The sequence below is a fragment of the Anabaena sp. 90 genome, assembly GCF_000312705.1.
GTDB classification, from domain to species: Bacteria; Cyanobacteriota; Cyanobacteriia; order Cyanobacteriales; family Nostocaceae; genus Dolichospermum; species Dolichospermum lemmermannii.
The window spans coordinates 581,508-601,052 of sequence record NC_019427.1; the positions used below are offsets into that span (position 1 = coordinate 581,508).

The following is a 19,545-nucleotide window of genomic DNA, read 5'->3' on the forward strand; positions in this document are numbered from 1 at the left end:
AATACCTTGTCCAAATCGAAAAAAGTCTTGATTTGTAGGTTGGATTGAGGTACGAAACCCAACAAATGCGTCGGGTTGCGCTGTCGCTTAACCCGACCTACAAAAAATGGACAAGGTATTGATTTAGGAAACCCTCTTTATATCCCAATCAGATGACTACACGCCGGGGGAACAGGCAGGTGGTAAACCTAAATTTGCTAGTGATATTTATGCTGTGGGCATGATTGGTATTCAAGCTGTAACTGGATTAGTACCAGGACAATTTCAGGAAGACTCGAATACTGGGGAAATTATCTGGCGTAATTATGCCCAAGTTAGTGATGAGTTTGCAGAAGTTTTAACTAAGATGGTGCGTGACCATTTTAGTCAGCGTTATAAGAATGCAACTGAGGCGTTACAAGCACTAATTCCACCTGATAAAACTATTGTAATACCACCTCCACCCCCTAAAAAGTTTCCTACGAAAATTATGCTTGGTTTGGGTATGGCAGTGGCTATTAGTTTTGCTGGTGGTTATATTGTTAATCAGGTATTATCTTATCAAGCTGCTCTAACAGCAACAACAAAGAAAGCTGAGGAATTTTTAAAGCAAGGTAATGATAAACTTGATAAAAGAGATTCTCAAGGAGCTATTAATACTTTAACTGAAGCTATTCGTTTAGATCCTAAATTTGCTGAAGCCTATTCTCGTAGAGGAGTTGCTTACAGCAATATTGAAAACAACCAGAAGGCTATAGATGATTTACAAAAATCAGTAAAACTATTTGCTACACAAGGAAATAACTCTGCATCTAAACATGATCAGGGCAGAATTCGTGATTACTTGAAAGATTATCAAGGTGCGATCGCTTTATATAATGAATCAATTAATCTTGATCCTCATGATGCCAGAACCTACCAAAATAGGGGAATTGCCCATTACTCTTTAGGAGATAAACAAGCAGCCATAGCAGATTTTAACCAAGCTATCAAGATCAATCCTAACTTTGCCATTGCCTACCACCAGAGGGGAAATAGCCGTTCTGATTTAGGAGATAAACAAGCAGCAATAGCAGATTTTAATCAAGCTATTAAGATTAATCCTAACTTTGCCATTGCCTATAAAAACCGGGGATATATCCATTATGAATTAGGAGATAAGCAAGCAGCTATAGCTGATTACACCCAAGCTATCAAGATTAATCCTAAATATTCTAAAGCCTACCACGTTCTAGGATATATCCATTATGATTTAGGAGATAAGCAAGCGGCTATAGCTGACTTTCAGCAAGCAGTGAAACTTTACCAGCAACAGAAAGGGAATGAAGAATTGTTAAAAATAGCGCAAGATAGAATTAGAGAATTACAAAAATAGTGAAAGTATCTGTTCCATATCCCCTTATTACGCAATGTAATTATAATTAAAATATATCAACTAAACAAATATTAAAAAACAATTTCAATCAAGATGCCAAAATTAAATATTGGAAGAAAAATAAAACAACAAATGAGTAAAAGGGGTTGGACAGAAGAAATGCTGGAATTAGTTTACTTAAATCCTGGTAAAACGGAAAAAACAAGAGATAAAAGGTATAATATGGATGGTACAAGAAAAGATGATCCTGCTACTGTATATTACAGGAGTGATGGTGCATACATCGTCTGTAATGACATCACAGGTGATGTAGTTCAGGTAAGTGATATTAATGATCCTAACTGGATTGAAAAACAATACTAAATTAAATGTTGATTAATAAATATCAGGAATATTTTCACTAATAAGTAAATTCAGGAGTACAAACATGAAATTAATTGATAAATATCAAAAAACAGGATTTATTAAAGCTGGAGAATTGCTATTAACTCCTGCTAATGCACTGGAATTTATTAACGAAATTGCCGAAGGAAATATTTCCGTTTTAGGTGTAGATTTATGGTATTATATCAATAATCAAATATCCGAAGATCCTGGATCATTAGATTTAAGTGAAATTGATGATCCTCAACAAAGTGTATCTATAGCTAAACAATTTATTACCCATAATTTACCAAAAGGAACAGCTTTTGTTTCTTTGGTTTTGAGTGATTAAAATTAAAAGAATGCATTAGATAATTTAGAAGATTACTAGCAAAGAAATTAACCGACATCAAAAAACCTCTATAATCGCCATTACATAGAGGTTTACAAGCTAAACGGCTCATTTCCAGATTGGGCTTGGTTGTATTTTATGATATTACAAAAAGTTTACCCGCCAGGTAATTAATTGAGGTTATTAACTGGCTTTTGACCGGTAGCGACTGCTGTTTTGGGAATTTCAATGACTGGGTTATTTAAAGCCACCATTAAAGGCGAATCTGTGGCTGTTGGTGTTAATTCTGTTGGTTGTGTTGTGGCTATTTCTACCATTCTGGAATTACCTGGGAATAAACCAGATATTGTTCCCAGAATACAAGCCGCAGCGGCTGCACCACCTAACATCCAGTTCAAGCGGTAACGGCGATTAACACGCGTTAAAACTTGGTTAATCGTTACCTCTGATGACTGAGCAGTTGCGGGAACAGGGATGTCATGTAAACCCTTTCTAAGATTTAACAGTCTCTTATACAAGCACTTAATAGAAGTATCATTTGAAAGCCACTCTTCAACTTGCCTGCGTTCAGTAGCTGTGACTTCGCCATCCAGGTAAGCACTTAATAACTCGAAACAATCGCGCTTCTCCATATTTATAGTACCTGTTGATTCATTTTTGCTTCTCAATGGCAGAAAATATATATTTTCGTTGACAGTCCTTAATATTTCTTAAAATCTGCCATAAAATTGAGGAAACATGATGTAGATTATGTATCTAGATAGGTTTGCAATTGAGTTTGTAATCTTGATCTGGCCCTGGCTATTCTAGATTTCACCGTTCCCAGGGAAACTCCGGTAATTTCGGCGATTTCTTCATAGGCCAGTCCTTCAATTTCTCTCAAAACAATTGTAGTCCGAAAAACCTCTGGTAAATCAGCGATCGCTTCTCGCAACTGTTCATAAAATTCTCTGGTCGTCATTTCCTCATCTGGACTTGGGGTATCACCGGCAATTTCCCAATCCATTTCCCCGTCGGCTAACAATCGCGGAGCATCTAGGGATAGAGGACTGGCTACCCGTTTGCGTTTACGTAATTCATCATAAAACAAATTAGTGGCAATCCGACTTAACCAACCTCGGAACTTGGCAGGTTCTTGTAGTCGGTTAATATTTCGGTAGACACGAATCCAAACTTCCTGGGCTAAATCGGCTCTGTCAGACCAGTCAGGGGCTAGATGATATAAAACTCGATCAACTTGAGTCTGATAGCGGCGCAATAGTTCTGAAAAGGCAGCACGGTCTGGACGCAATCCGACTTGACAGCGTAAAATAAGGTCGTGGTTTGAGAGTTTGTCAACTTGCACCGATGCTGCTGGGTAGGTGGCATCAACTGTTGACCAAGATACACTAATGGATTGACTCATGGATCGGTCTAGCTTTAAATCACTCCTTCCTATTAGACTTGATCATTGGTCAAAAGTTCCTCAGTAAGGTGACGGATTTATAATCGGAACACGGAAATAAATATAGAAAGGAGTTTTCAGGGTTTTATTGGTCATAAGATTAGGGATGGGAAAGGAAGACAAAAGAAAACACGGATCAAATTTTTGTGAGGTTGGGAATAGTGATCAGATTGAAAACTGGCCACTAAATACTTGACTAGTAACTGGTAATAGGCAATAAATAATGGCTAATTGTCAATTGTTAATCAGTAAAATTCTCACCTCCAGCTAAATATGTCAGGGATAAATAATAGGCGATGGCAATGGCAAGAAATGAATCTGTAGCGAGTATGGTCATGTTTCTCTGTTTTGGTACAGCAATTTTATCTCTGGCTGTCCATTGGCAAACGATGAGAACAACAGGGCAGTTAAATCAATCTGCATCCACAGAGGTTTATCCGCAGGGTTCACCAGTGGAAATTGGGAGTAGTGCCATTGCGGCTTCTGTACCTACCTCTCCCCAAAAAGCTGCGGTGATTAACTTGGATTCTCCCTGGAAAACACAGAAATCAAGCCTGGATGCTGTTACAGATCCAGTTAATAATCCAAAGCCATCAGTACCGGACTTAAATGCAACTAAAGTAGTTGTAGATTTAAGCGATCGCCGTGTTTATGTTTCTCGATATGATGAGGTTATAGCTAGTTACCCAATCGCTATCGGTAAAAAGGGCTGGGAAACACCAACTGGCGATTTTAAAATTATCCACAAAGAACATCATCCTATCTGGCGACATCCAATTACAGGAGCTATCTTTGATGGTGGTACTGATAGTCCTTTGGGGGATAGATGGATTGGTTTTTGGTCAGACGGCCGGAATGAAATTGGCTTTCACGGGACACCAAATGTTGACTTGGTAGGAGCGGCGGTTTCTCATGGTTGTCTAAGAATGCGTAATTCTGACGTGAGAATGTTGTATAGCCAAGTAAATATCGGCACACAGGTATCAGTTCGTGAATAAAAATATTAAGTAATTGATAATTGTCAATTATCAATTATCAGTTATTGTGGCTCAAAATTAGCCGCATGGGTCTGAAGCAATGTACTAACTTGAGTTAAAACTTCATTGCCAGTGGTCTTGTTCAATGATTGACGTTCTGGGAAGAAATCTGGTGTATCTAAATACTTACAGATGGCTTCGCTAACTTGTTGGGATATTAAAGCATCAAGTTCTGTGTTAGCTCTTTCTCGTTGATATTTCGCGCCTTCTTCCGTCGTTGCATACAGAGGAGGCAGCCTGTTCAGAGCATAGGCGGTTATATCGCCCACATCTAGAGAAATTTCGCTGGTTACTTCAATTTCTGCTACTTTGGCAATGACGTTGCTGAGTACCAATTCTTCCATGACGTTGATAAATTGTTTGCGAGGTACTGCTACTACTTCACCGGTCAACAATGCCCCCATGAGGCGATCTAAAGCCATGTACTCTTCGATCAGCAGTTCTGAGGCGTTACCGCAAATCCGCCCAACTTCTGCTTCCATTGCTGGTGTCAAGTGACCATCTTGAAGAGCTTGTTCTACTATTTTTTCAATACTCATAAAACATTGTGGGTAGTATGGAAGGAACACAGGTTAAAAGTATATATTTTTTACTTAGAAATATATACTTTGCGATAGCCAAACTAAACAGATATGCTATCAATCACCCAGAATACAATAGCAGAATTAGTCTAGATTAGGGAATAAATCAGGGGTTGAAGTCCCCTATTACTGTGTTACTGAATTATTTATTTTACCAAATTATACCATTTGTATATAAGTATTTTGGGTTAAAAAAGTCACAATATCAATACCTTCGCCAAATTCAAAAAAGCCTATGGCAAAGGTATTGAAGATGAGAAACTTAATCAATTTGTTGAGATTTCCAAGGGATTGGATCAACAGATTGTCCGTTTACATACAAACCCCAGTGTAAGTGTGGTCCGGTAGATGCACCTGTTGAACCGACTGCACCAATTTTTTGCCCTGCTTGCACAAAATCACCTTCTTTGACATCAATCCGACTTAGGTGCATGAAAATACTGATAACACCTTGACCGTGATCAATGCCGACTACGTTACCATGAACGCGGAAGCCTTGGGATACTGTACCAACTAAAGCCACTTTCCCCGCCGCTGGGGTAACTACAGATGAACCTGTTGCTCCTGCATAGTCTTGTCCACGATGGTAGTAGTCATTGGCAAATTCGCCATTGTAGTAGCGACGGACACCATATTTAGTAGAGGTTCGCCCCGCGTTGGGGGTGAGAAACAGGCCATGCCAATATTTTTTCGGTGTTTGTAAGGCTTTTAATTCTTTTACTCGCTTGAGTTCGTATTCGGTAGCATTAACTCCAGCTTTTCCGGGTGGTAAGGTGATGCGTTGCACGGGAAATTTGCGATCGCGCACTTTTATTGATAAGTTTTGTTCTTGTCCATCTTGGGAAATTCTGATTGTTCTCACTCCAGCTTTCTCTAAGGGAGTTGTGGGAATAAAAGAACGGTATTGACGAGGGGCAATTTTAAAAGCTGGATATGTTGTTTCCCCAACTGTTACTGTGGGGTTACTAATCTTTTCTTGGGAATCTGCCTCAATTACTACGGAAATTGTATCCCCCAATTGGGGATTTTTAGGTAATACCTGTATTTCTAAAGCTTTTGCGGGTAAGCCTAAAGCTATGGGAACAGTGGCAATTATACCTATTAATATTTTGGTAGGGTTGATGATACTAAAATTTCGCAATTTATGCTGTGGATGAATAGTGTTAGTCATGGTAAGTAGGTTAGCATTGAAAATCGTCATTATGGCACTAGGCAAGAGGCAATACTTCGACTTCGCTCAGTAACCAGAGGCAAGAGGCAAGAGTGAAGAGGGTTTGGGCGATTTTACTTTTCTTTACATATTACTCTTCGAGAAGCCGCTTCGCGTCTACGGTTTTTTCCGTTCACCTACTTAGTTATAGGCCAATAAGCCGTTATTTAGGGATAATTTGGATAAGTGTGTGGAATTAATTGAGGTTAATACACATCAGTAAAAATTATGGAGAAGAAGTATTCCTCAAGGCTGACCAACTACTAGCAATAGGCATTCTCCAACCAGTCCCAAAAGCGCGGTCAGTAATTTTTAATCCCGGCGCTGCTTGTCGGCGTTTAAACTCCGCACGAGATAATAATTGTAATACTCTATCTACAATTGCCGGTTCATGACCTGCGCTAATAATTTCTGTTGCTGATTGATGTTGATGAATCAAACGGTCGAGAATATCATCTAAAATTTCATAAGGTGGAAGAGAATCTTGGTCAACTTGACCCGGTTTAAGTTCTGCGCTTGGTGCTTTCGTGAGAATATTTTCGGGAATAACTTCTTTTTGTTGATGAGAATTTAACCATTTGCAGATAGAATAAACGCGAGTTTTGGGAACATCAGCAATGACTGATAAACCACCATTCATATCACCATAAAGGGTGCAATAACCAACAGCAACTTCTGATTTGTTGCCAGTAGATAAAAGTAGATAGCCAAATTTATTAGAAATTGCCATTAATAAATTACCACGAATTCGAGATTGCAGGTTTTCTTCCGCAATCCCAAATTCTGTTCCTGCAAATAATTCATCTAGGGAATTATCAAAACTTGCCATTAATTCCCCAATAGGTAAAAGTTGAGTTTGAATATCTAAATTTGCTGCTAATTTTAAAGCATCACTAATAGAATGTTCCGAACTATAGGGAGAAGGCATTAACACACCAATCACATTTTCCTTTCCTAATGCCGCAGTCGCAATAGCCGCAACTAAAGCGGAATCAACTCCTCCACTTAAACCCAATAATACTTTAGAAAAGCGACATTTACCAACATAATCTTTTACTCCCAAAACCAAAGCATTCCAAATTTCCTCATCTTCAGATTCATCAACAGGAGAAATATCACCGAAATCTAAATCTTGTTTATTGCTATTAAATTCAACAGTCAAAAAGTCAGATACAAAACCTTTTGCACGACAAACAATTTCACCTTGTTTATTTAAAGCAAAACTGCGTCCGTCAAAAACTAAATCATCATTTCCACCAACTTGATTTGTATAAATAATCGGTTGCTGGAAATTAACTACACTATGTTTTAACATCGCTTCTCGCAGATGTTGTTTACCAACAGTGTAAGGTGAAGCGGATAAATTCACAATTAAATCTACTCCTAAATTTGCTAAATCAGCAATAGGATTAACTGCGTAACTCCGCTTACCCCAAAATTCCTCATCATTCCATAAATCTTCGCAAATTGTTACACCAATTTTCAGATGATCTAATATAAAATAATTAGCTTCTAGTCCTGGTTCAAAATAACGTTTTTCATCAAAAACATCATAAGTAGGTAATAGCCTTTTATGGAAAAATTGCTGAATTTTACCATTTTCTAATAAAGCAGTGCTATTAAATAAATTTTTTCCTCCAGAAATGTGCGCTTGGGAATTTTTAACAACAGTTCCTACTAATACAGCTAAATTTGCTGGTAAATCTTCAGCTAATTTTTGCAATGTGTTATCAATTACTTCTATAAAACTAGGATTAACTAATAAATCCCTCGGTGGATAACCACAAATTGATAATTCAGGTGTTAATAATAAACGAACATTTTCTGATGCTGCTTGTTGGGACATTTCCAGGATTTTTTGAGCATTTCCTGGTAAATCACCAATAATAGGATTAATTTGAGCGATAGCGATTTTCATAATTTATCTGCGTCTATTTGCGTTCATCTGCGTTCAATTATTATTCCTTAAATAAACACCAAAGGTTTATCTTTAAACGGTGCGAATGCTTCTTTATCAAACTTATACAAACTGGCAGGACGACCCGCACCTCGTGATACTTTAATGCCGGTATCTGATAAAAAACCTAACTTTAGTAACCGCGCTCGAAAATTAGAATAATCGGCAAAATTTTCCCCTAAAACTGTGGTGTATAGTTGATACAAATCGTTTAAGGTAAAAGTTTCTGGTAAGACTTCAAAAGCTACTGGACTATATTCTAATTTGTTTTTTAATCTTCCATGTCCATAGGTAATAATTTCATTGTGGTCAAATGCTAATTGTGGTAATTGTTTGACAGGATACCAAGCAATACCTGCGACTTTATCAGCAATTAATTCTGCTTCTTCAAATCTGACTAAGGCAAAATAACTAACTGATAAATAACGGACTCCATAGCTATCAATTTTTTCCCTGGGGTCACGATTTGGACCACCAAAAGTATAAAGTTGTGCTAAATAAAGATTATTTACCTTTATTTTCTCAGCCATAATCCGATAAGCAGCATCTTCTAAAGATTCTCCTTGACGAACTAAAGTGCCAGGAAGACTCCAATCATTTAAAAATGGTTCTTGCTGTCGCATAACCAAGAGAACTAACAACCGATTTTGAGCAGTATCTACAGAAAAAATCACATTATCAACACCAACTTTAAAATCAGCTAAAGGTTGTTGATTTATGGGGTTTAAAATCTTTTTTTGGTTACGTATTGGCATTCGTACAAATGCTGTTGATGAATGTAGGCAATGACGGGAGGTGTGAGAGTATTAATATCTCCTTGTTCACGAAAAGCGGTAGAGGAAACATCTAAACCAATCAAATTAGCAATGGCAATTTTTCCGCCAATTTGTTTAACTTTATCTAAACCAGAATCATCTATTATATATCCTGGTCTGGGAATTACGAGTAATTGCACTTGTTTTAATAAATCTTCAACATGATACCAGCGCGGTAATTGATTTACTAAATCAGCACCAATTACTAAAGTATATTCAATATTTTCTCCCCATTTTAATTTTGCTTTACCTACAGTTTCTAGAGTTTTCCAACTACTTAAATCTTGTTCTAAGGCAATATTTTGATTAGCAACATTAATATCTTTAATTAACAGTTCTAACATTGCTGCCCTGTGTGGTAAAGGTGTTTGTTGGGACTTCATGGGATTATCCGCAGCCCATACACCTACCCAATCATAACGTTCAGATAACCATTTGAGAATTATTAAATGTCCAGCAGTTGGAGGATCTGCACTTGTACCAAATAAGGCTATTTTCATGATTTTTGATTCTGCTTTTTTGCAATTTTTAGAGTAATTTAAACGAACCACAGAGACGCAGAGGGCGCAGAGGTAAGAGAAATTATATTAATTTATCACTTCGTTTTGTCATCTGAGATGCCCTTACCAAGAATGTCTCTTCACTTATGGTAGTATTCACTATAAATAATGTCAAGCCTTGGCTAATAAATAATGACAAATTCCTGAAAAGCCTATATTTACAAGGGAGTTAGGATATTTTTTACAATTAATTTATATTTCTTAATAGTACAGCCAGTCAATATCCAGGAGTTGGATAAGATTTTAAGAATAATTGACCGCAGATAAACGCAGATGAAAATGGATGAAAATGGATGAATTAATTAATGGATTTTATGATTCTGTGCAGCTTTACATATAATAAGTTTAAGGGTTTAACCCGAATTAGACTAACAAATAGTTTTTGTGTTTGTATGGGGAATAATTGCGTTATTATATAACAGTAGAAACTAAATTTATATAAGCATAGGAAAACCAAGAAGAAATTAATACCAATTTCTTTGAAAACAGATAAAAGTTATTTCGATAGAAGGATGATATCAATTATGGATTCTGTAAGTCTCACCCACGAACAATTATCTCAAGCTATTAATGAACTTCCACTGGCAGCACTTCCTGAATTAGCTGATTTTATTGAATCTTTACTTTTTAAGCTGAATTTAACTCCTGCGGCTATTAATAATGAACCAGAGGAGAGTAATTTTTTATTAAGTATTTCTGGTATAGGAGAGTCTAGTGAACCCAATTTATCAGACAAAGATACAGAAAACGGAGAAATGGAAATTGATCCAACTAGAGGTATTAAGGAATTTAATCATGAGGTAAATAAATAATCATGACGGCTATTTTAGATATAAGTTTCTTAGTGGCAACTGTTGATATTAAGGACGAAAATTATGGGCGTATCCTTGATGTTATAGTTGATTCGAAGGAAGTATTGGTTTTACCAACGACAGTTTTACCTGAAGTTTGTCATTTGCTTGCTTCTCGGTTAGGATATCCGACAACAAAACAGGTTTTAACTGAATTAGCTCATAGTAATGTCATTATTGAAGGGATTGATAAAACTGATTTAAAAAGGGTGACGGAGATTCTAGACCAATATACTGATAGTAAGTTAAACTTTGTGGATGCAACGATTGTTGCTATTGCGGAAAGGATGAATATTACTAAGATTTTTACTTTAAATAAACCTATTTTTAGTATTATTAGTCCACAACATTGTGCCGGTTTTGAGATATTTCCTGAATAGGCTATCAATCAGATACCCGACTTCTTTAAGAAGTCGGGGATCTTGTATTTTGTACTTATTTTAAAGGAACAATTGCACTCATTTGGTCTAAATCCAAGACTGTTGCTAATTCTGTTTCTGTCATTAAACCTTTTTCTAGAACTATTTGCCGGAGAGATTTACCTGTTTCTAAAGATTCCTTAGCTACAGCCGCAGCATTCAAATAACCAATATGGGTATTTAAGGCGGTGACTAATGCTAAACTACCTTCAGCATAGGCTAAACAACGTTCTTTGTTAGCAGTAATTCCTTGAATACAGCTTGTAGTTAAAGCCGAAATTGTGTTACCTAAGATCTCAATGCTGTGAATTAAATTATAGGCAATGAGGGGCATCATCACATTTAATTCTAATTGTCCAGCTTGGGCAGCAAAAGCGATCGCATTATCATATCCCATAACCTGAAAACATACCATTGATGTCATTTCTGCCATCACAGGATTATATTTTCCGGGCATAATTGAAGAACCAGGTTGGACTGGAGGAAGTTGAATTTCCTTAAATCCAGTTTTGGGACCAGAATCCATTAACCGCAAATCGTGGGATATTTTCACCAAATCCTGGGCTAAATTCCGCAAAGCCCCGGAAACATTCACAAAAGCCCCCATACTTTGCATAGCAGCCATTAAATGGGGTGCAGCTTCTAGGGGAAATTCCAACAATTGCGACAGGATATCCACAACTCTTTGCCGATATTCTGGGTGAGTATTCATACCTGTTCCCGCAGCGCTACCACCTAAACCCAATACCATTAAATCCCCAGCAGCAATGTAAAGACGGTTTTGATGTTCTGAGAGGATTTGCGCCCAAGCACCAAAATTATCCCCTAATCGCACAGGTACAGCGTCTTGGAGGTGGGTTCTGCCAGATTTGACGATATCTTGAAATTCTATAGCTTTTGCCTCTAAAGCCGAAATTGCCTGTTCTAAAGCTGGTTGCAAAGTGCGAGAAAGTGCCAATAAGCCACCAATGCGAATGGCTGTGGGGATAACATCATTGGTAGACTGTCCATAGTTTACATGATCATTGGGACTAACGAGTTTATAATTACCTTTTTGATCACCGAGAATTTCTAAAGCGCGATTTGCCAAAACTTCGTTAATATTCATATGGTGAGAAGTTCCTGCACCGGCTTGATAAACATCAACCACAAACTGATCTCGTAATTCACCTGCTAAGATTTCATCAGTGGCTTGAATAATCGCTTTACTGATATCTGCGGGAATACAATCTAATTCTCCGTTGACAATAGCGGTAGCTTTTTTAATATATAAACAAGCATTTATATAAGTAGGTAAAGGTTTAATCCCGCTAATGGGGAAATTTTCGATCGCCCGTTGGGTTTGAATACCATAATAAACGTTGTTGGCAATTTGGCGATCGCCCATTGAGTCTTTTTCAATGCGAAAATCTGAATTGTTAGTCATATAAGTCGAGAATGGGAACAAAAAGAACAGGGAACAAACTTGTTTTTAAATTCTATCCGTCTCAAGTCATTGATTTGTCACGGTTCTATGTTTATTCAGCCAGCCCTATGTATTTGTTAGCATTAGTTATCAAAAAAGTATCGGTACAGACACCTGCTCATTAGTAACTTTAACTTGAGTATGGTTAGCGACCATTGTGCGGAATAGATCACCTTCAATAGTTTCTTGTTCTATCAACAAATCAACTGCTCGTTCCAAAATTAACCGATTTTCTTGGATTATTTCCTTAGCCTGAATATAGCAGCGGTTAACAATTTCTCGAACTGCGGCATCAATTCTAGCAGCAATGTCTTCAGAATATTCTGATTTATTTCCCCAGTCACGCCCTAAAAATACATCATTGTTTTGATTTTCTAAGGAAACTGGACCCAAATCAGACATTCCAAATTTTGTGACCATTTGTCGAGCCAGACTGGTAACTTGTTGTAAGTCATTTCCCGCACCTGTGGTAACTTCCGCTTTCCCAAACACGATTTCTTCCGCTGCACGACCGCCTAAAGTTGCGGCAATGCGGGCTAAAATTTGGGAACGGGAAATTAAACCCTGTTCTTCATTGGGAGTAAACCAAGTTAAACCTAGTGCTTGTCCTCTGGGAATGAGAGTAACTTTTTGCACAGGATCATGACCTTTAACCAACGTACCTACTAAAGCGTGTCCGACTTCATGATAAGCAATCAGGCGTTTATTTTTGCTATCTACTAAAGCAGTTCCTTCCATACCCGCAACTACTCTATCTATCGCATTATCAACTTCTAAATCGGTAACAGCTTCTTTGCGTCTTCTGGCGGTGAGAATAGCAGCTTCGTTGAGTAAATTGGCTAAATCTGCACCTGTAAAACCAGGAGTGCGCCGAGCGATCGCTTCCAAAGATACACTAGGATCAATCTTCTTATTCTGAGCGTGGACTGTCAAAATTTCCTGTCTTCCCTTCAAATCGGGGACATCCACAATTACCTGTCTGTCAAAGCGTCCGGGACGTAATAAAGCCGAATCCAGGACATCTGGACGGTTGGTAGCAGCAATAATAATAATTCCCGTATTTCCTTCAAAACCATCCATTTCCGTTAATAGCTGGTTAAGAGTTTGTTCCCGTTCATCATTGCCACCACCAATACCCGCACCCCGTTGTCTACCTACTGCGTCAATTTCATCAATAAATATCAAACAAGGCGCATTATCTTTCGCTTTTTTGAACAAATCCCGGACACGGGAAGCACCCACCCCGACGAACATTTCTACAAATTCCGAACCAGACATACTGAAAAAAGGTACACCTGCTTCCCCCGCAATGGCTTTTGCGAGTAGGGTTTTCCCAGTTCCAGGTGGTCCAACTAACAGCACCCCTTTGGGAATTTTCGCCCCTACCGCTGTGAATTTTTCTGGAAGTTTCAAGAAAGTGACAACTTCTTCTAATTCTTCCTTTGCTTCCTTGACTCCCGCAACATCATTAAATGTTACCCCTGTTTTCGCTTCCATTTGAAACCGAGCGCGAGATTTACCAAAACTCATGGCTTGGTTAGAAGCATTTGCAGAACGGCGCAGGAACAATAGCATTAAAGCCACTAAGGGCAAAATCCACATCAGATTGATTAACAACCCCACAGCGGCTCTATTGCCAGCTGAGGAAACTTCACCAAACTCAACGTTTTTTTCTTTAAGTTTATTAATTAATTCGGGATTTTGATCTAAAAGGCGCACCTGTAAAGGTATGGTATCCGGCTTTTGTCCAGCTAAATAAACCTTAGCTATCTGTTCAGTTTGATCCAATTCTACCTTTCTAATTTCTCCTTTATCTGCCTTCTGAATCAATTGCCCATAGGTTAAAGAATTCCGCTCTGGCTTTTGCTGCGCTAAAACGGGACTACTACCAACTAGCCCCGGCAACATCATCAACCCAGCAGCTATGACTCCAGTTAAAACATGACGCTGAGACGAACTTGATAAACGCTGTTTCATTAAAGCATTTTTGTGCAAATTTTTCATAATAGTTATCCTTTATGGCTGTTTTTCTGGTGAAATTGTCAAATCTAGAAATTACAGTTTTCTGATCTAGTTTAACAGTTTTGCGTAATTCCCCACCCTCAATGTACTCATAGGGTGGGGATGTAAGCAAGTCAATAACGAAACATCCTGAAAATGTTTTTTACTGTAAGTAAAAGACTTTTGAGGATAGTTGAGTTATTGACAACTATATTTTATTTATTCCAAATTATCAATGTATTTCTCGACTAATTCGCGTATCCAGCCGCCATAAGTCTGTGACGGTGGTTTTATTTTGTCTATTTGTTCAGCTATCTCTTTCTTGAGAGTAACACTAACCTTGACTCTTGATGCTTCATACTTAGCCGTATAAGCCCTAGTTTTATCGGCATTTCGTTGTTGCCATTCTTGATGTTTTTTATCTATCATTTTCATTGACACTCTAAGCTCTTGGATTATATAATAGTAGTATATTATCAAAGAAGATGAAGGTAATAGTTAATGGCGTTACGTAGAGCAACTTTCAGGCTATATCCTAATAAACAAGTCAGTGAGATGTTGCACTACCACCGCAAACTTCATAAAGATTTGTATAATGCTGCTGTATCTAACCGCATTACTTCATATAAAAAGTTTGGTAAAACTGTTTCTTACTTTGAACAACAGAACTGTTTACCGGATTTCAAAGAAGTCTGGATAGAATATAAAGTAATTAATTCCCAAGCATTACAAGCCACATTAAAACGGGTTGATTTTGCTTTTGGAAGGTTTTTTAAGGGACTAGGAAAGTACCCTAGATTCAAGCCAATCCGTCATTATTCTGGTTGGACTTATCCATCTTTTACAGGCTGGAAAGTACATAGCACAGGGGATAACGGCTATTTAGAATTATCAAAGATTGGTCAAATCCAAATGCGTGGTAAGGCTAGACTTTGGGGGCATCCTAAAGCTTTAGATATCGTTAACCGCAATGGTCAATGGTATGCTTCCATCGTCTTAGAAATTGATGATACTTTGTTAAAGAATAGCCGCAAAACTGATAATGGTGTTATGGCAATTGATTTAGGTTGTAATGATGCAATTGCTTGGACAAATGGTGAAGAAAATGGTTTAGTGGCTGCACCTCGGTTTTTCCGAAAAGCAGAACAAAAAAATCAAGAGTTGGGTAAATCAAAACGTCGAAAACGTTCTCCCAATTTCAAAAAGAAAGTTAAGGCTTCTAGAAGGTGGAAGAAAGTTCAGAAGTTAGTTAGTAAACTTTCGAGAAAAGTTGCCAACCAAAGACAGAACTTTGTTCACCAAGAAACTACACGAATAATCAGCGGTAATAGCACGGTAGTTACTGAAAAATTAGAAGTCAAAAAAATGAGTGCCAAAGCTAAGAAAGGCGATGCCCTGAGCTTGTCGAAGGGTAAACGTAAAAAACAAAAGGCAGGACTAAATAAATCAATTCTTGATGTGGGAATGGGGATGATAAGGGACGCTCTAAAAGCGAAATTATCAGACATTGGTGGCTTATTTGTAGAAGTTCCTACAAAGAAGGTAAAACCATCTCAAACCTGTCCAAAATGCGGAAATCAAGAAAAGAAGAGTTTAGCCGCAAGAACTCATGTTTGCCATAACTGCGGATATACCCAACAGCGTGATATCGCCGCCGCAGAAGTAATGCTACTTTGGTACTCAAATAATCTACAGGGGTTAGGAACTAGCCTCTTAGACGTAGATGATTCTAGCTCTACTTCAAACACCAGCGAACGCAAGAATGCTGGAAGTATGAAGCAACTAGGTCGTGCGAAGCGTCAAAAATCTCAGGCTCCGCTAGGGGATGTAGAAACCCCTGGCTCAAACGAAGTTAGCAAGGGGTAGTTCATCTGCCAGACTCAATTATTAACAGGTGACAGGGGACAAGGTGAGAGTCTTTAAGATAACTGATTATCATGGGGAATTTTTGATTTTTCCCAGGATCGCCCAACTCCATGTAAAATACATATTCCGGTCTGTATTTCCTGAATATCATGGGCAGCACTTTTGGTCATCTTTTCCGTATTACTACTTTTGGCGAATCTCACGGCGGCGGTGTGGGAGTTATTATTGATGGTTGTCCCCCACAACTGGAAATTTCTGCCGAAGAAATTCAATTTGAGTTAGATAGAAGACGACCAGGACAAAGTAAAATTACGACTCCTCGCAAAGAAGCGGACACCTGTGAGATTTTATCTGGGGTGTTTGAGGGGAAAACTCTGGGAACACCAATTGCCATTTTAGTCAGAAATAAAAATACTCGTCCCCAAGATTATGATGAAATGGCGCAAAAATATCGCCCTTCTCATGCGGATGCTACTTATGATGCTAAATATGGATTCAGAAATTGGCAAGGTGGTGGTAGGTCGTCGGCGCGTGAGACAATAGGTAGAGTAGCCGCAGGGGCGATCGCTAAAAAGATTTTACATCAAGTGGCAAATGTGGAAGTTATTGCTTATGTCAAGCGAATTAAGGATTTAGAAGGTGTTGTTGATCCGAATACCGTCAGTTTAGCAGATGTCGAAAGCAATATTGTCCGTTGTCCAGATGGCGAAACTGCTAATACCATGATTTCATTAATTGAACAAACCGGTCGAGATGGTAATTCCATCGGTGGTGTGGTTGAATGTGTGGTGCGGAATGTTCCCAAGGGTTTAGGCGAACCTGTTTTTGATAAATTAGAAGCAGATTTAGCAAAAGCGGTAATGTCATTACCAGCAAGTAAAGGTTTTGAAATCGGTTCTGGTTTTGACGGAACTTTGTTAACAGGTTTTGAACATAACGACGAATTTTATATTGATGAAAGTGGCGAAATTAGAACAGTAACTAACCGTTCGGGCGGAATTCAAGGGGGAATTTCCAACGGTGAAAATATTATTATCCGAGTGGCTTTTAAGCCGACGGCTACTATTAGAAAGGAACAAAAAACCGTAACTAAGGAAGGTGAAGAAACTCTTTTATCTGGGAAGGGAAGACATGATCCTTGTGTTTTACCCCGCGCTGTGCCAATGGTTGATGCTATGGTGGCTTTGGTTTTATGTGATCATTTATTAAGGCATTATGGGCAGTGTAAGGTGTTGTAGGCAGTGAGAATTTTATGGGGTGTTTATCTGGAATCCTCCTATTTAATGGCAAAATATTCTTTTTTCCAAAATCTTTTTTTGTCTCACGCAAAGTCGCAAAGAGGAATGCAAGGAGGAGAAATAGGTGGTTGCCATAGAATATTTTTTATTTGCAATTACAAGCCACTGCAAAACGTTTAATTCCGGCTAAATCAGCATGAATGGAAATATTGATATAATTACCATTATTTTCCAACAATTCCCGCACCATTTCTGCCTGTCCTGCCATCATTTCAATTAACCACAGCCCACCAGGACGCAAATAATTAGGGGAAATATCAATTAAATGACGAATATAGTCTAAACCATCTGCACCACCATCTAAGGCTAAATGAGGTTCATGGTTGACTACTTCTGGTTGTAAGGTCAGTACGGTATTACTGGGGATATAGGGCGGATTTGATATCATGCCGCTAAACTGACCTTTGAGGGATTCTAGGGGTTGCCACCAAGAACCTTGATAAAATTGAATCCGTTCCCGAAAACCTAAATCTTCCGCGTTGGTTTGAGCAATGGCTAAAGCGGCTGGACTGACATCTACAGCATGAATGGTTGCGGTTGTGAATGCTTCAGCTAATCCTAGGGCGATCGCCCCACTACCCGTTCCCAGGTCCACCCATTGACCTGCTTTGGCTTCACCGTTAGCAGCAGTTACGGCCAAATCAATCAATATTTCTGTTTCTGGTCTGGGAATTAAGACCGCAGGGGAAACTGTGAGTTGAAACTTCCGCCAAGCTGTCGTCCCTGCAATATACTGAACCGGTAAACGGTCATCTAATCGCCTTTGCCACAATTGCTCTAATTCTGTTAAGGACAATTTTATGGGGATTTGCTGCCATGTTTTGAAAGACTCCAAACGCAGTGCCAAGCGGTCTAAATTAGCTATTGTTAATAATAGCCAATCTACCTCCATTGGGGATATGTCCGAGGCTATAGCTGTTTGAATTGCGGTTTTTCGCCATTGCCAAAGTTCTAATCCAGAAACTACCTGTAGCTGTTGTTCTACCATACGTAAACTTTACTTTTGCGAAGGTTTATTATTCGGTAGAGTCTTTATATATTCCCTTGACATCATATATTCCCTTGACTCCGGAGATGGAACTAACAAAACTTGTTTTAACCAGTCATCATTTTTACTTTGTAAAGTTTTAATTACTTCATCTACAGCTATAACTTGAATGTCCGCTGTCCGATATTTCGGCTTCACTTGGGTTAATAAACCTTGTGCATCTTGTTTACTTAAAAATAGAGGAATGAGTTGCTGTTTTTCGGCTGCGGTTTGAATTGGCACATAACCCTTATCAGCACCAAATCTTACTGCAAATACAGGTAAACCCGAAAATTTATCTACCTTTTGACCACTTTGCCGCAGCAAGTCTAAGGCTCCCTGAATATCTCGATCTACAGGTTTAAAATCAAATATAAGGCGATTAGGCTGATTTTTGGTTTCTCGAATTTGCTGATAAATACTTCCCAGCGGTACTGCTGTTACTTGCAGAGTTTTCACAACTTCATCTAGTTTGGGATTTTTGTCCTTGACCTGTTGTAACTTCTTAATAAACTCTTGAGCCTCTTGACGACTCATATAAACTCTTGTCAACAAATCCCCATCTTTTTGACCATTTTGATTATTAGATAGGGAACGGCTTAAAGGTATACCTTTACCATTAGTAACTAAATAGACAGGCACTCCGTCTAATTTAGCCTTTATTTCTTGTTCTGGTAATGCCAATGCTGGGATATGAGGGACAAGTACCACCCCCAAAAATGTACTGCCAGCCAAACCCAATGTTAAGCTCCAACGAACTAATAATTTCATGATCACTCCTCCCGTCAATAATTTTATTAATGCCAGCAACTAGACAAATTGTGAGATTTATGCACCAATAACCAGTTTCAGTTATATCAATACCTTGTCCAAATCGAAAAAAGTCTTGATTTGTAGGTTGGGTTGACGTATGTTACCCAACATGAGCGTCGGGTTGTGATGATA

General features: G+C 38.4%; 20 protein-coding genes. 8 read left to right on the top strand and 12 right to left on the bottom strand.

Features of this window, described 5'->3' with window-relative positions; translation table 11 throughout:
• Positions 1 to 220: 220 nt before the first annotated feature.
• From ANA_RS02690 to ANA_RS26925, 3 genes are all read left to right on the top strand, one after another.
• The gene (locus tag ANA_RS02690; RefSeq protein WP_051155161.1) at positions 221 to 1,354 is read left to right on the top strand and encodes a tetratricopeptide repeat protein; all 1,134 of its coding nucleotides are present in this window, start codon (positions 221 to 223) and stop codon (positions 1,352 to 1,354) included.
• Positions 1,355 to 1,447: 93 nt separating this feature from the next.
• On the top strand, positions 1,448 to 1,717 hold the full coding sequence (locus ANA_RS02695) for a colicin E5-related ribonuclease (protein ID WP_015078512.1): 270 nt from the start codon (positions 1,448 to 1,450) through the stop codon (positions 1,715 to 1,717).
• A 64-nt stretch (positions 1,718 to 1,781) separates the two neighbouring features.
• A complete protein-coding gene (locus ANA_RS26925; RefSeq protein ID WP_015078513.1) occupies positions 1,782 to 2,069 on the top strand; it encodes a hypothetical protein in 288 nt (95 codons plus the stop codon).
• Between the two features lie 170 nt (positions 2,070 to 2,239).
• Here the strand turns inward: ANA_RS26925 and ANA_RS02705 are convergent, their stop codons facing one another.
• Entirely contained in the window at positions 2,240 to 2,701 is a 462-nt protein-coding gene (locus ANA_RS02705; RefSeq protein WP_015078514.1) for an anti-sigma factor family protein, read from the bottom strand.
• Between the two features lie 116 nt (positions 2,702 to 2,817).
• On the bottom strand, positions 2,818 to 3,474 hold the full coding sequence (locus ANA_RS02710; RefSeq protein WP_015078515.1) for a sigma-70 family RNA polymerase sigma factor: 657 nt from the start codon (positions 3,472 to 3,474) through the stop codon (positions 2,818 to 2,820).
• 335 nt (positions 3,475 to 3,809) lie between these two features.
• On the opposite strand from ANA_RS02710, the gene ANA_RS02715 reads away from it, so the two are divergent.
• Positions 3,810 to 4,511: a L,D-transpeptidase gene (locus ANA_RS02715; RefSeq protein WP_015078516.1), complete on the top strand. Its 702-nt coding sequence runs from the start codon at positions 3,810 to 3,812 to the stop codon at positions 4,509 to 4,511.
• Positions 4,512 to 4,552: 41 nt separating this feature from the next.
• Here ANA_RS02715 and ANA_RS02720 read toward each other — a convergent pair whose 3' ends face one another.
• The 5 genes from ANA_RS02720 to ANA_RS02740 all read right to left on the bottom strand — a co-directional run bounded on the left by ANA_RS02720 (position 4,553) and on the right by ANA_RS02740 (position 9,613).
• The gene (locus ANA_RS02720) at positions 4,553 to 5,089 is read right to left on the bottom strand and encodes a late competence development ComFB family protein (RefSeq protein WP_015078517.1); all 537 of its coding nucleotides are present in this window, start codon (positions 5,087 to 5,089) and stop codon (positions 4,553 to 4,555) included.
• 304 nt (positions 5,090 to 5,393) lie between these two features.
• Positions 5,394 to 6,302: a M23 family metallopeptidase gene (locus tag ANA_RS02725; protein WP_041457595.1), complete on the bottom strand. Its 909-nt coding sequence runs from the start codon at positions 6,300 to 6,302 to the stop codon at positions 5,394 to 5,396.
• 265 nt (positions 6,303 to 6,567) lie between these two features.
• A complete protein-coding gene (locus ANA_RS02730; RefSeq protein WP_015078519.1) occupies positions 6,568 to 8,259 on the bottom strand; it encodes an NAD+ synthase in 1,692 nt (563 codons plus the stop codon).
• Positions 8,260 to 8,306: 47 nt separating this feature from the next.
• The gene (locus ANA_RS02735) at positions 8,307 to 9,053 is read right to left on the bottom strand and encodes an NUDIX hydrolase (RefSeq protein ID WP_015078520.1); all 747 of its coding nucleotides are present in this window, start codon (positions 9,051 to 9,053) and stop codon (positions 8,307 to 8,309) included.
• Positions 9,023 to 9,613, bottom strand: a complete 591-nt coding sequence (locus ANA_RS02740) for a nicotinate-nucleotide adenylyltransferase (protein WP_015078521.1) — start codon at positions 9,611 to 9,613, stop codon at positions 9,023 to 9,025. Before ANA_RS02740 ends, ANA_RS02735 begins: the two co-directional genes overlap by 31 nt.
• Before the next feature lie 584 nt (positions 9,614 to 10,197).
• Here ANA_RS02740 and ANA_RS02745 point away from each other — a divergent pair.
• Both ANA_RS02745 and ANA_RS02750 read left to right on the top strand, forming a co-directional pair.
• Entirely contained in the window at positions 10,198 to 10,485 is a 288-nt protein-coding gene (locus tag ANA_RS02745) for a hypothetical protein (protein ID WP_015078522.1), read from the top strand.
• Between the two features lie 2 nt (positions 10,486 to 10,487).
• Positions 10,488 to 10,904, top strand: coding sequence for a type II toxin-antitoxin system VapC family toxin (locus ANA_RS02750; protein WP_015078523.1), 417 nt, complete (start codon positions 10,488 to 10,490; stop codon positions 10,902 to 10,904).
• 55 nt (positions 10,905 to 10,959) lie between these two features.
• On the opposite strand, the gene ANA_RS02755 is transcribed toward ANA_RS02750, so the two are convergent.
• The 3 genes from ANA_RS02755 to ANA_RS02765 all read right to left on the bottom strand — a co-directional run bounded on the left by ANA_RS02755 (position 10,960) and on the right by ANA_RS02765 (position 14,844).
• Positions 10,960 to 12,369 carry an aspartate ammonia-lyase gene (locus tag ANA_RS02755; RefSeq protein WP_015078524.1) on the bottom strand — a complete coding sequence of 470 codons (1,410 nt, stop codon included), beginning with the start codon at positions 12,367 to 12,369 and terminating at the stop codon, positions 10,960 to 10,962.
• Between the two features lie 129 nt (positions 12,370 to 12,498).
• Positions 12,499 to 14,412, bottom strand: a complete 1,914-nt coding sequence (gene ftsH / locus ANA_RS02760; protein ID WP_015078525.1) for an ATP-dependent zinc metalloprotease FtsH — start codon at positions 14,410 to 14,412, stop codon at positions 12,499 to 12,501.
• Between the two features lie 216 nt (positions 14,413 to 14,628).
• Complete coding sequence (locus ANA_RS02765; protein ID WP_015078526.1) at positions 14,629 to 14,844, bottom strand: hypothetical protein; 216 nt, start codon at positions 14,842 to 14,844, stop codon at positions 14,629 to 14,631.
• A 66-nt stretch (positions 14,845 to 14,910) separates the two neighbouring features.
• Between ANA_RS02765 and ANA_RS02770 the strand changes: the two genes are divergently transcribed.
• Positions 14,911 to 16,275 carry an RNA-guided endonuclease InsQ/TnpB family protein gene (locus ANA_RS02770; protein ID WP_015078527.1) on the top strand — a complete coding sequence of 455 codons (1,365 nt, stop codon included), beginning with the start codon at positions 14,911 to 14,913 and terminating at the stop codon, positions 16,273 to 16,275.
• Between the two features lie 149 nt (positions 16,276 to 16,424).
• Positions 16,425 to 17,513: a chorismate synthase gene (aroC, locus tag ANA_RS02775; protein ID WP_015078528.1), complete on the top strand. Its 1,089-nt coding sequence runs from the start codon at positions 16,425 to 16,427 to the stop codon at positions 17,511 to 17,513.
• A gap of 145 nt (positions 17,514 to 17,658) precedes the next feature.
• Here the strand turns inward: aroC and prmC are convergent, their stop codons facing one another.
• Both prmC and ANA_RS02785 read right to left on the bottom strand, forming a co-directional pair.
• Complete coding sequence (gene prmC / locus ANA_RS02780; protein ID WP_015078529.1) at positions 17,659 to 18,561, bottom strand: peptide chain release factor N(5)-glutamine methyltransferase; 903 nt, start codon at positions 18,559 to 18,561, stop codon at positions 17,659 to 17,661.
• Positions 18,562 to 18,570: 9 nt separating this feature from the next.
• Positions 18,571 to 19,371, bottom strand: a complete 801-nt coding sequence (locus tag ANA_RS02785) for a Tic22 family protein (RefSeq protein WP_015078530.1) — start codon at positions 19,369 to 19,371, stop codon at positions 18,571 to 18,573.
• Positions 19,372 to 19,545: the final 174 nt, after the last annotated feature.

Bases quoted from the DNA above. Each gene is read 5' to 3' on its own strand.
- ANA_RS02740 (WP_015078521.1), bottom strand. From the start codon at position 9,613: ATGAAAATAGCCTTATTTGGTACAAGTGCAGATCCTCCAACTGCTGGA.
- ANA_RS02735 (WP_015078520.1), bottom strand. From the start codon at position 9,053: ATGCCAATACGTAACCAAAAAAAGATTTTAAACCCCATAAATCAACAA.
- ANA_RS02695 (WP_015078512.1), top strand. From the start codon at position 1,448: ATGCCAAAATTAAATATTGGAAGAAAAATAAAACAACAAATGAGTAAA.
- ANA_RS02705 (WP_015078514.1), bottom strand. From the start codon at position 2,701: ATGGAGAAGCGCGATTGTTTCGAGTTATTAAGTGCTTACCTGGATGGC.
- ANA_RS02745 (WP_015078522.1), top strand. From the start codon at position 10,198: ATGGATTCTGTAAGTCTCACCCACGAACAATTATCTCAAGCTATTAAT.
- ANA_RS02715 (WP_015078516.1), top strand. From the start codon at position 3,810: ATGGCAATGGCAAGAAATGAATCTGTAGCGAGTATGGTCATGTTTCTC.
- ANA_RS02720 (WP_015078517.1), bottom strand. From the start codon at position 5,089: ATGAGTATTGAAAAAATAGTAGAACAAGCTCTTCAAGATGGTCACTTG.
- ANA_RS02755 (WP_015078524.1), bottom strand. From the start codon at position 12,369: ATGACTAACAATTCAGATTTTCGCATTGAAAAAGACTCAATGGGCGAT.
- ANA_RS26925 (WP_015078513.1), top strand. From the start codon at position 1,782: ATGAAATTAATTGATAAATATCAAAAAACAGGATTTATTAAAGCTGGA.
- ANA_RS02785 (WP_015078530.1), bottom strand. From the start codon at position 19,371: ATGAAATTATTAGTTCGTTGGAGCTTAACATTGGGTTTGGCTGGCAGT.
- aroC (WP_015078528.1), top strand. From the start codon at position 16,425: ATGGGCAGCACTTTTGGTCATCTTTTCCGTATTACTACTTTTGGCGAA.
- ANA_RS02690 (WP_051155161.1), top strand. From the start codon at position 221: ATGATTGGTATTCAAGCTGTAACTGGATTAGTACCAGGACAATTTCAG.
- ANA_RS02710 (WP_015078515.1), bottom strand. From the start codon at position 3,474: ATGAGTCAATCCATTAGTGTATCTTGGTCAACAGTTGATGCCACCTAC.
- ANA_RS02770 (WP_015078527.1), top strand. From the start codon at position 14,911: ATGGCGTTACGTAGAGCAACTTTCAGGCTATATCCTAATAAACAAGTC.
- ANA_RS02750 (WP_015078523.1), top strand. From the start codon at position 10,488: ATGACGGCTATTTTAGATATAAGTTTCTTAGTGGCAACTGTTGATATT.
- ftsH (WP_015078525.1), bottom strand. From the start codon at position 14,412: ATGAAAAATTTGCACAAAAATGCTTTAATGAAACAGCGTTTATCAAGT.
- ANA_RS02725 (WP_041457595.1), bottom strand. From the start codon at position 6,302: ATGACTAACACTATTCATCCACAGCATAAATTGCGAAATTTTAGTATC.
- prmC (WP_015078529.1), bottom strand. From the start codon at position 18,561: ATGGTAGAACAACAGCTACAGGTAGTTTCTGGATTAGAACTTTGGCAA.
- ANA_RS02730 (WP_015078519.1), bottom strand. From the start codon at position 8,259: ATGAAAATCGCTATCGCTCAAATTAATCCTATTATTGGTGATTTACCA.
- ANA_RS02765 (WP_015078526.1), bottom strand. From the start codon at position 14,844: ATGAAAATGATAGATAAAAAACATCAAGAATGGCAACAACGAAATGCC.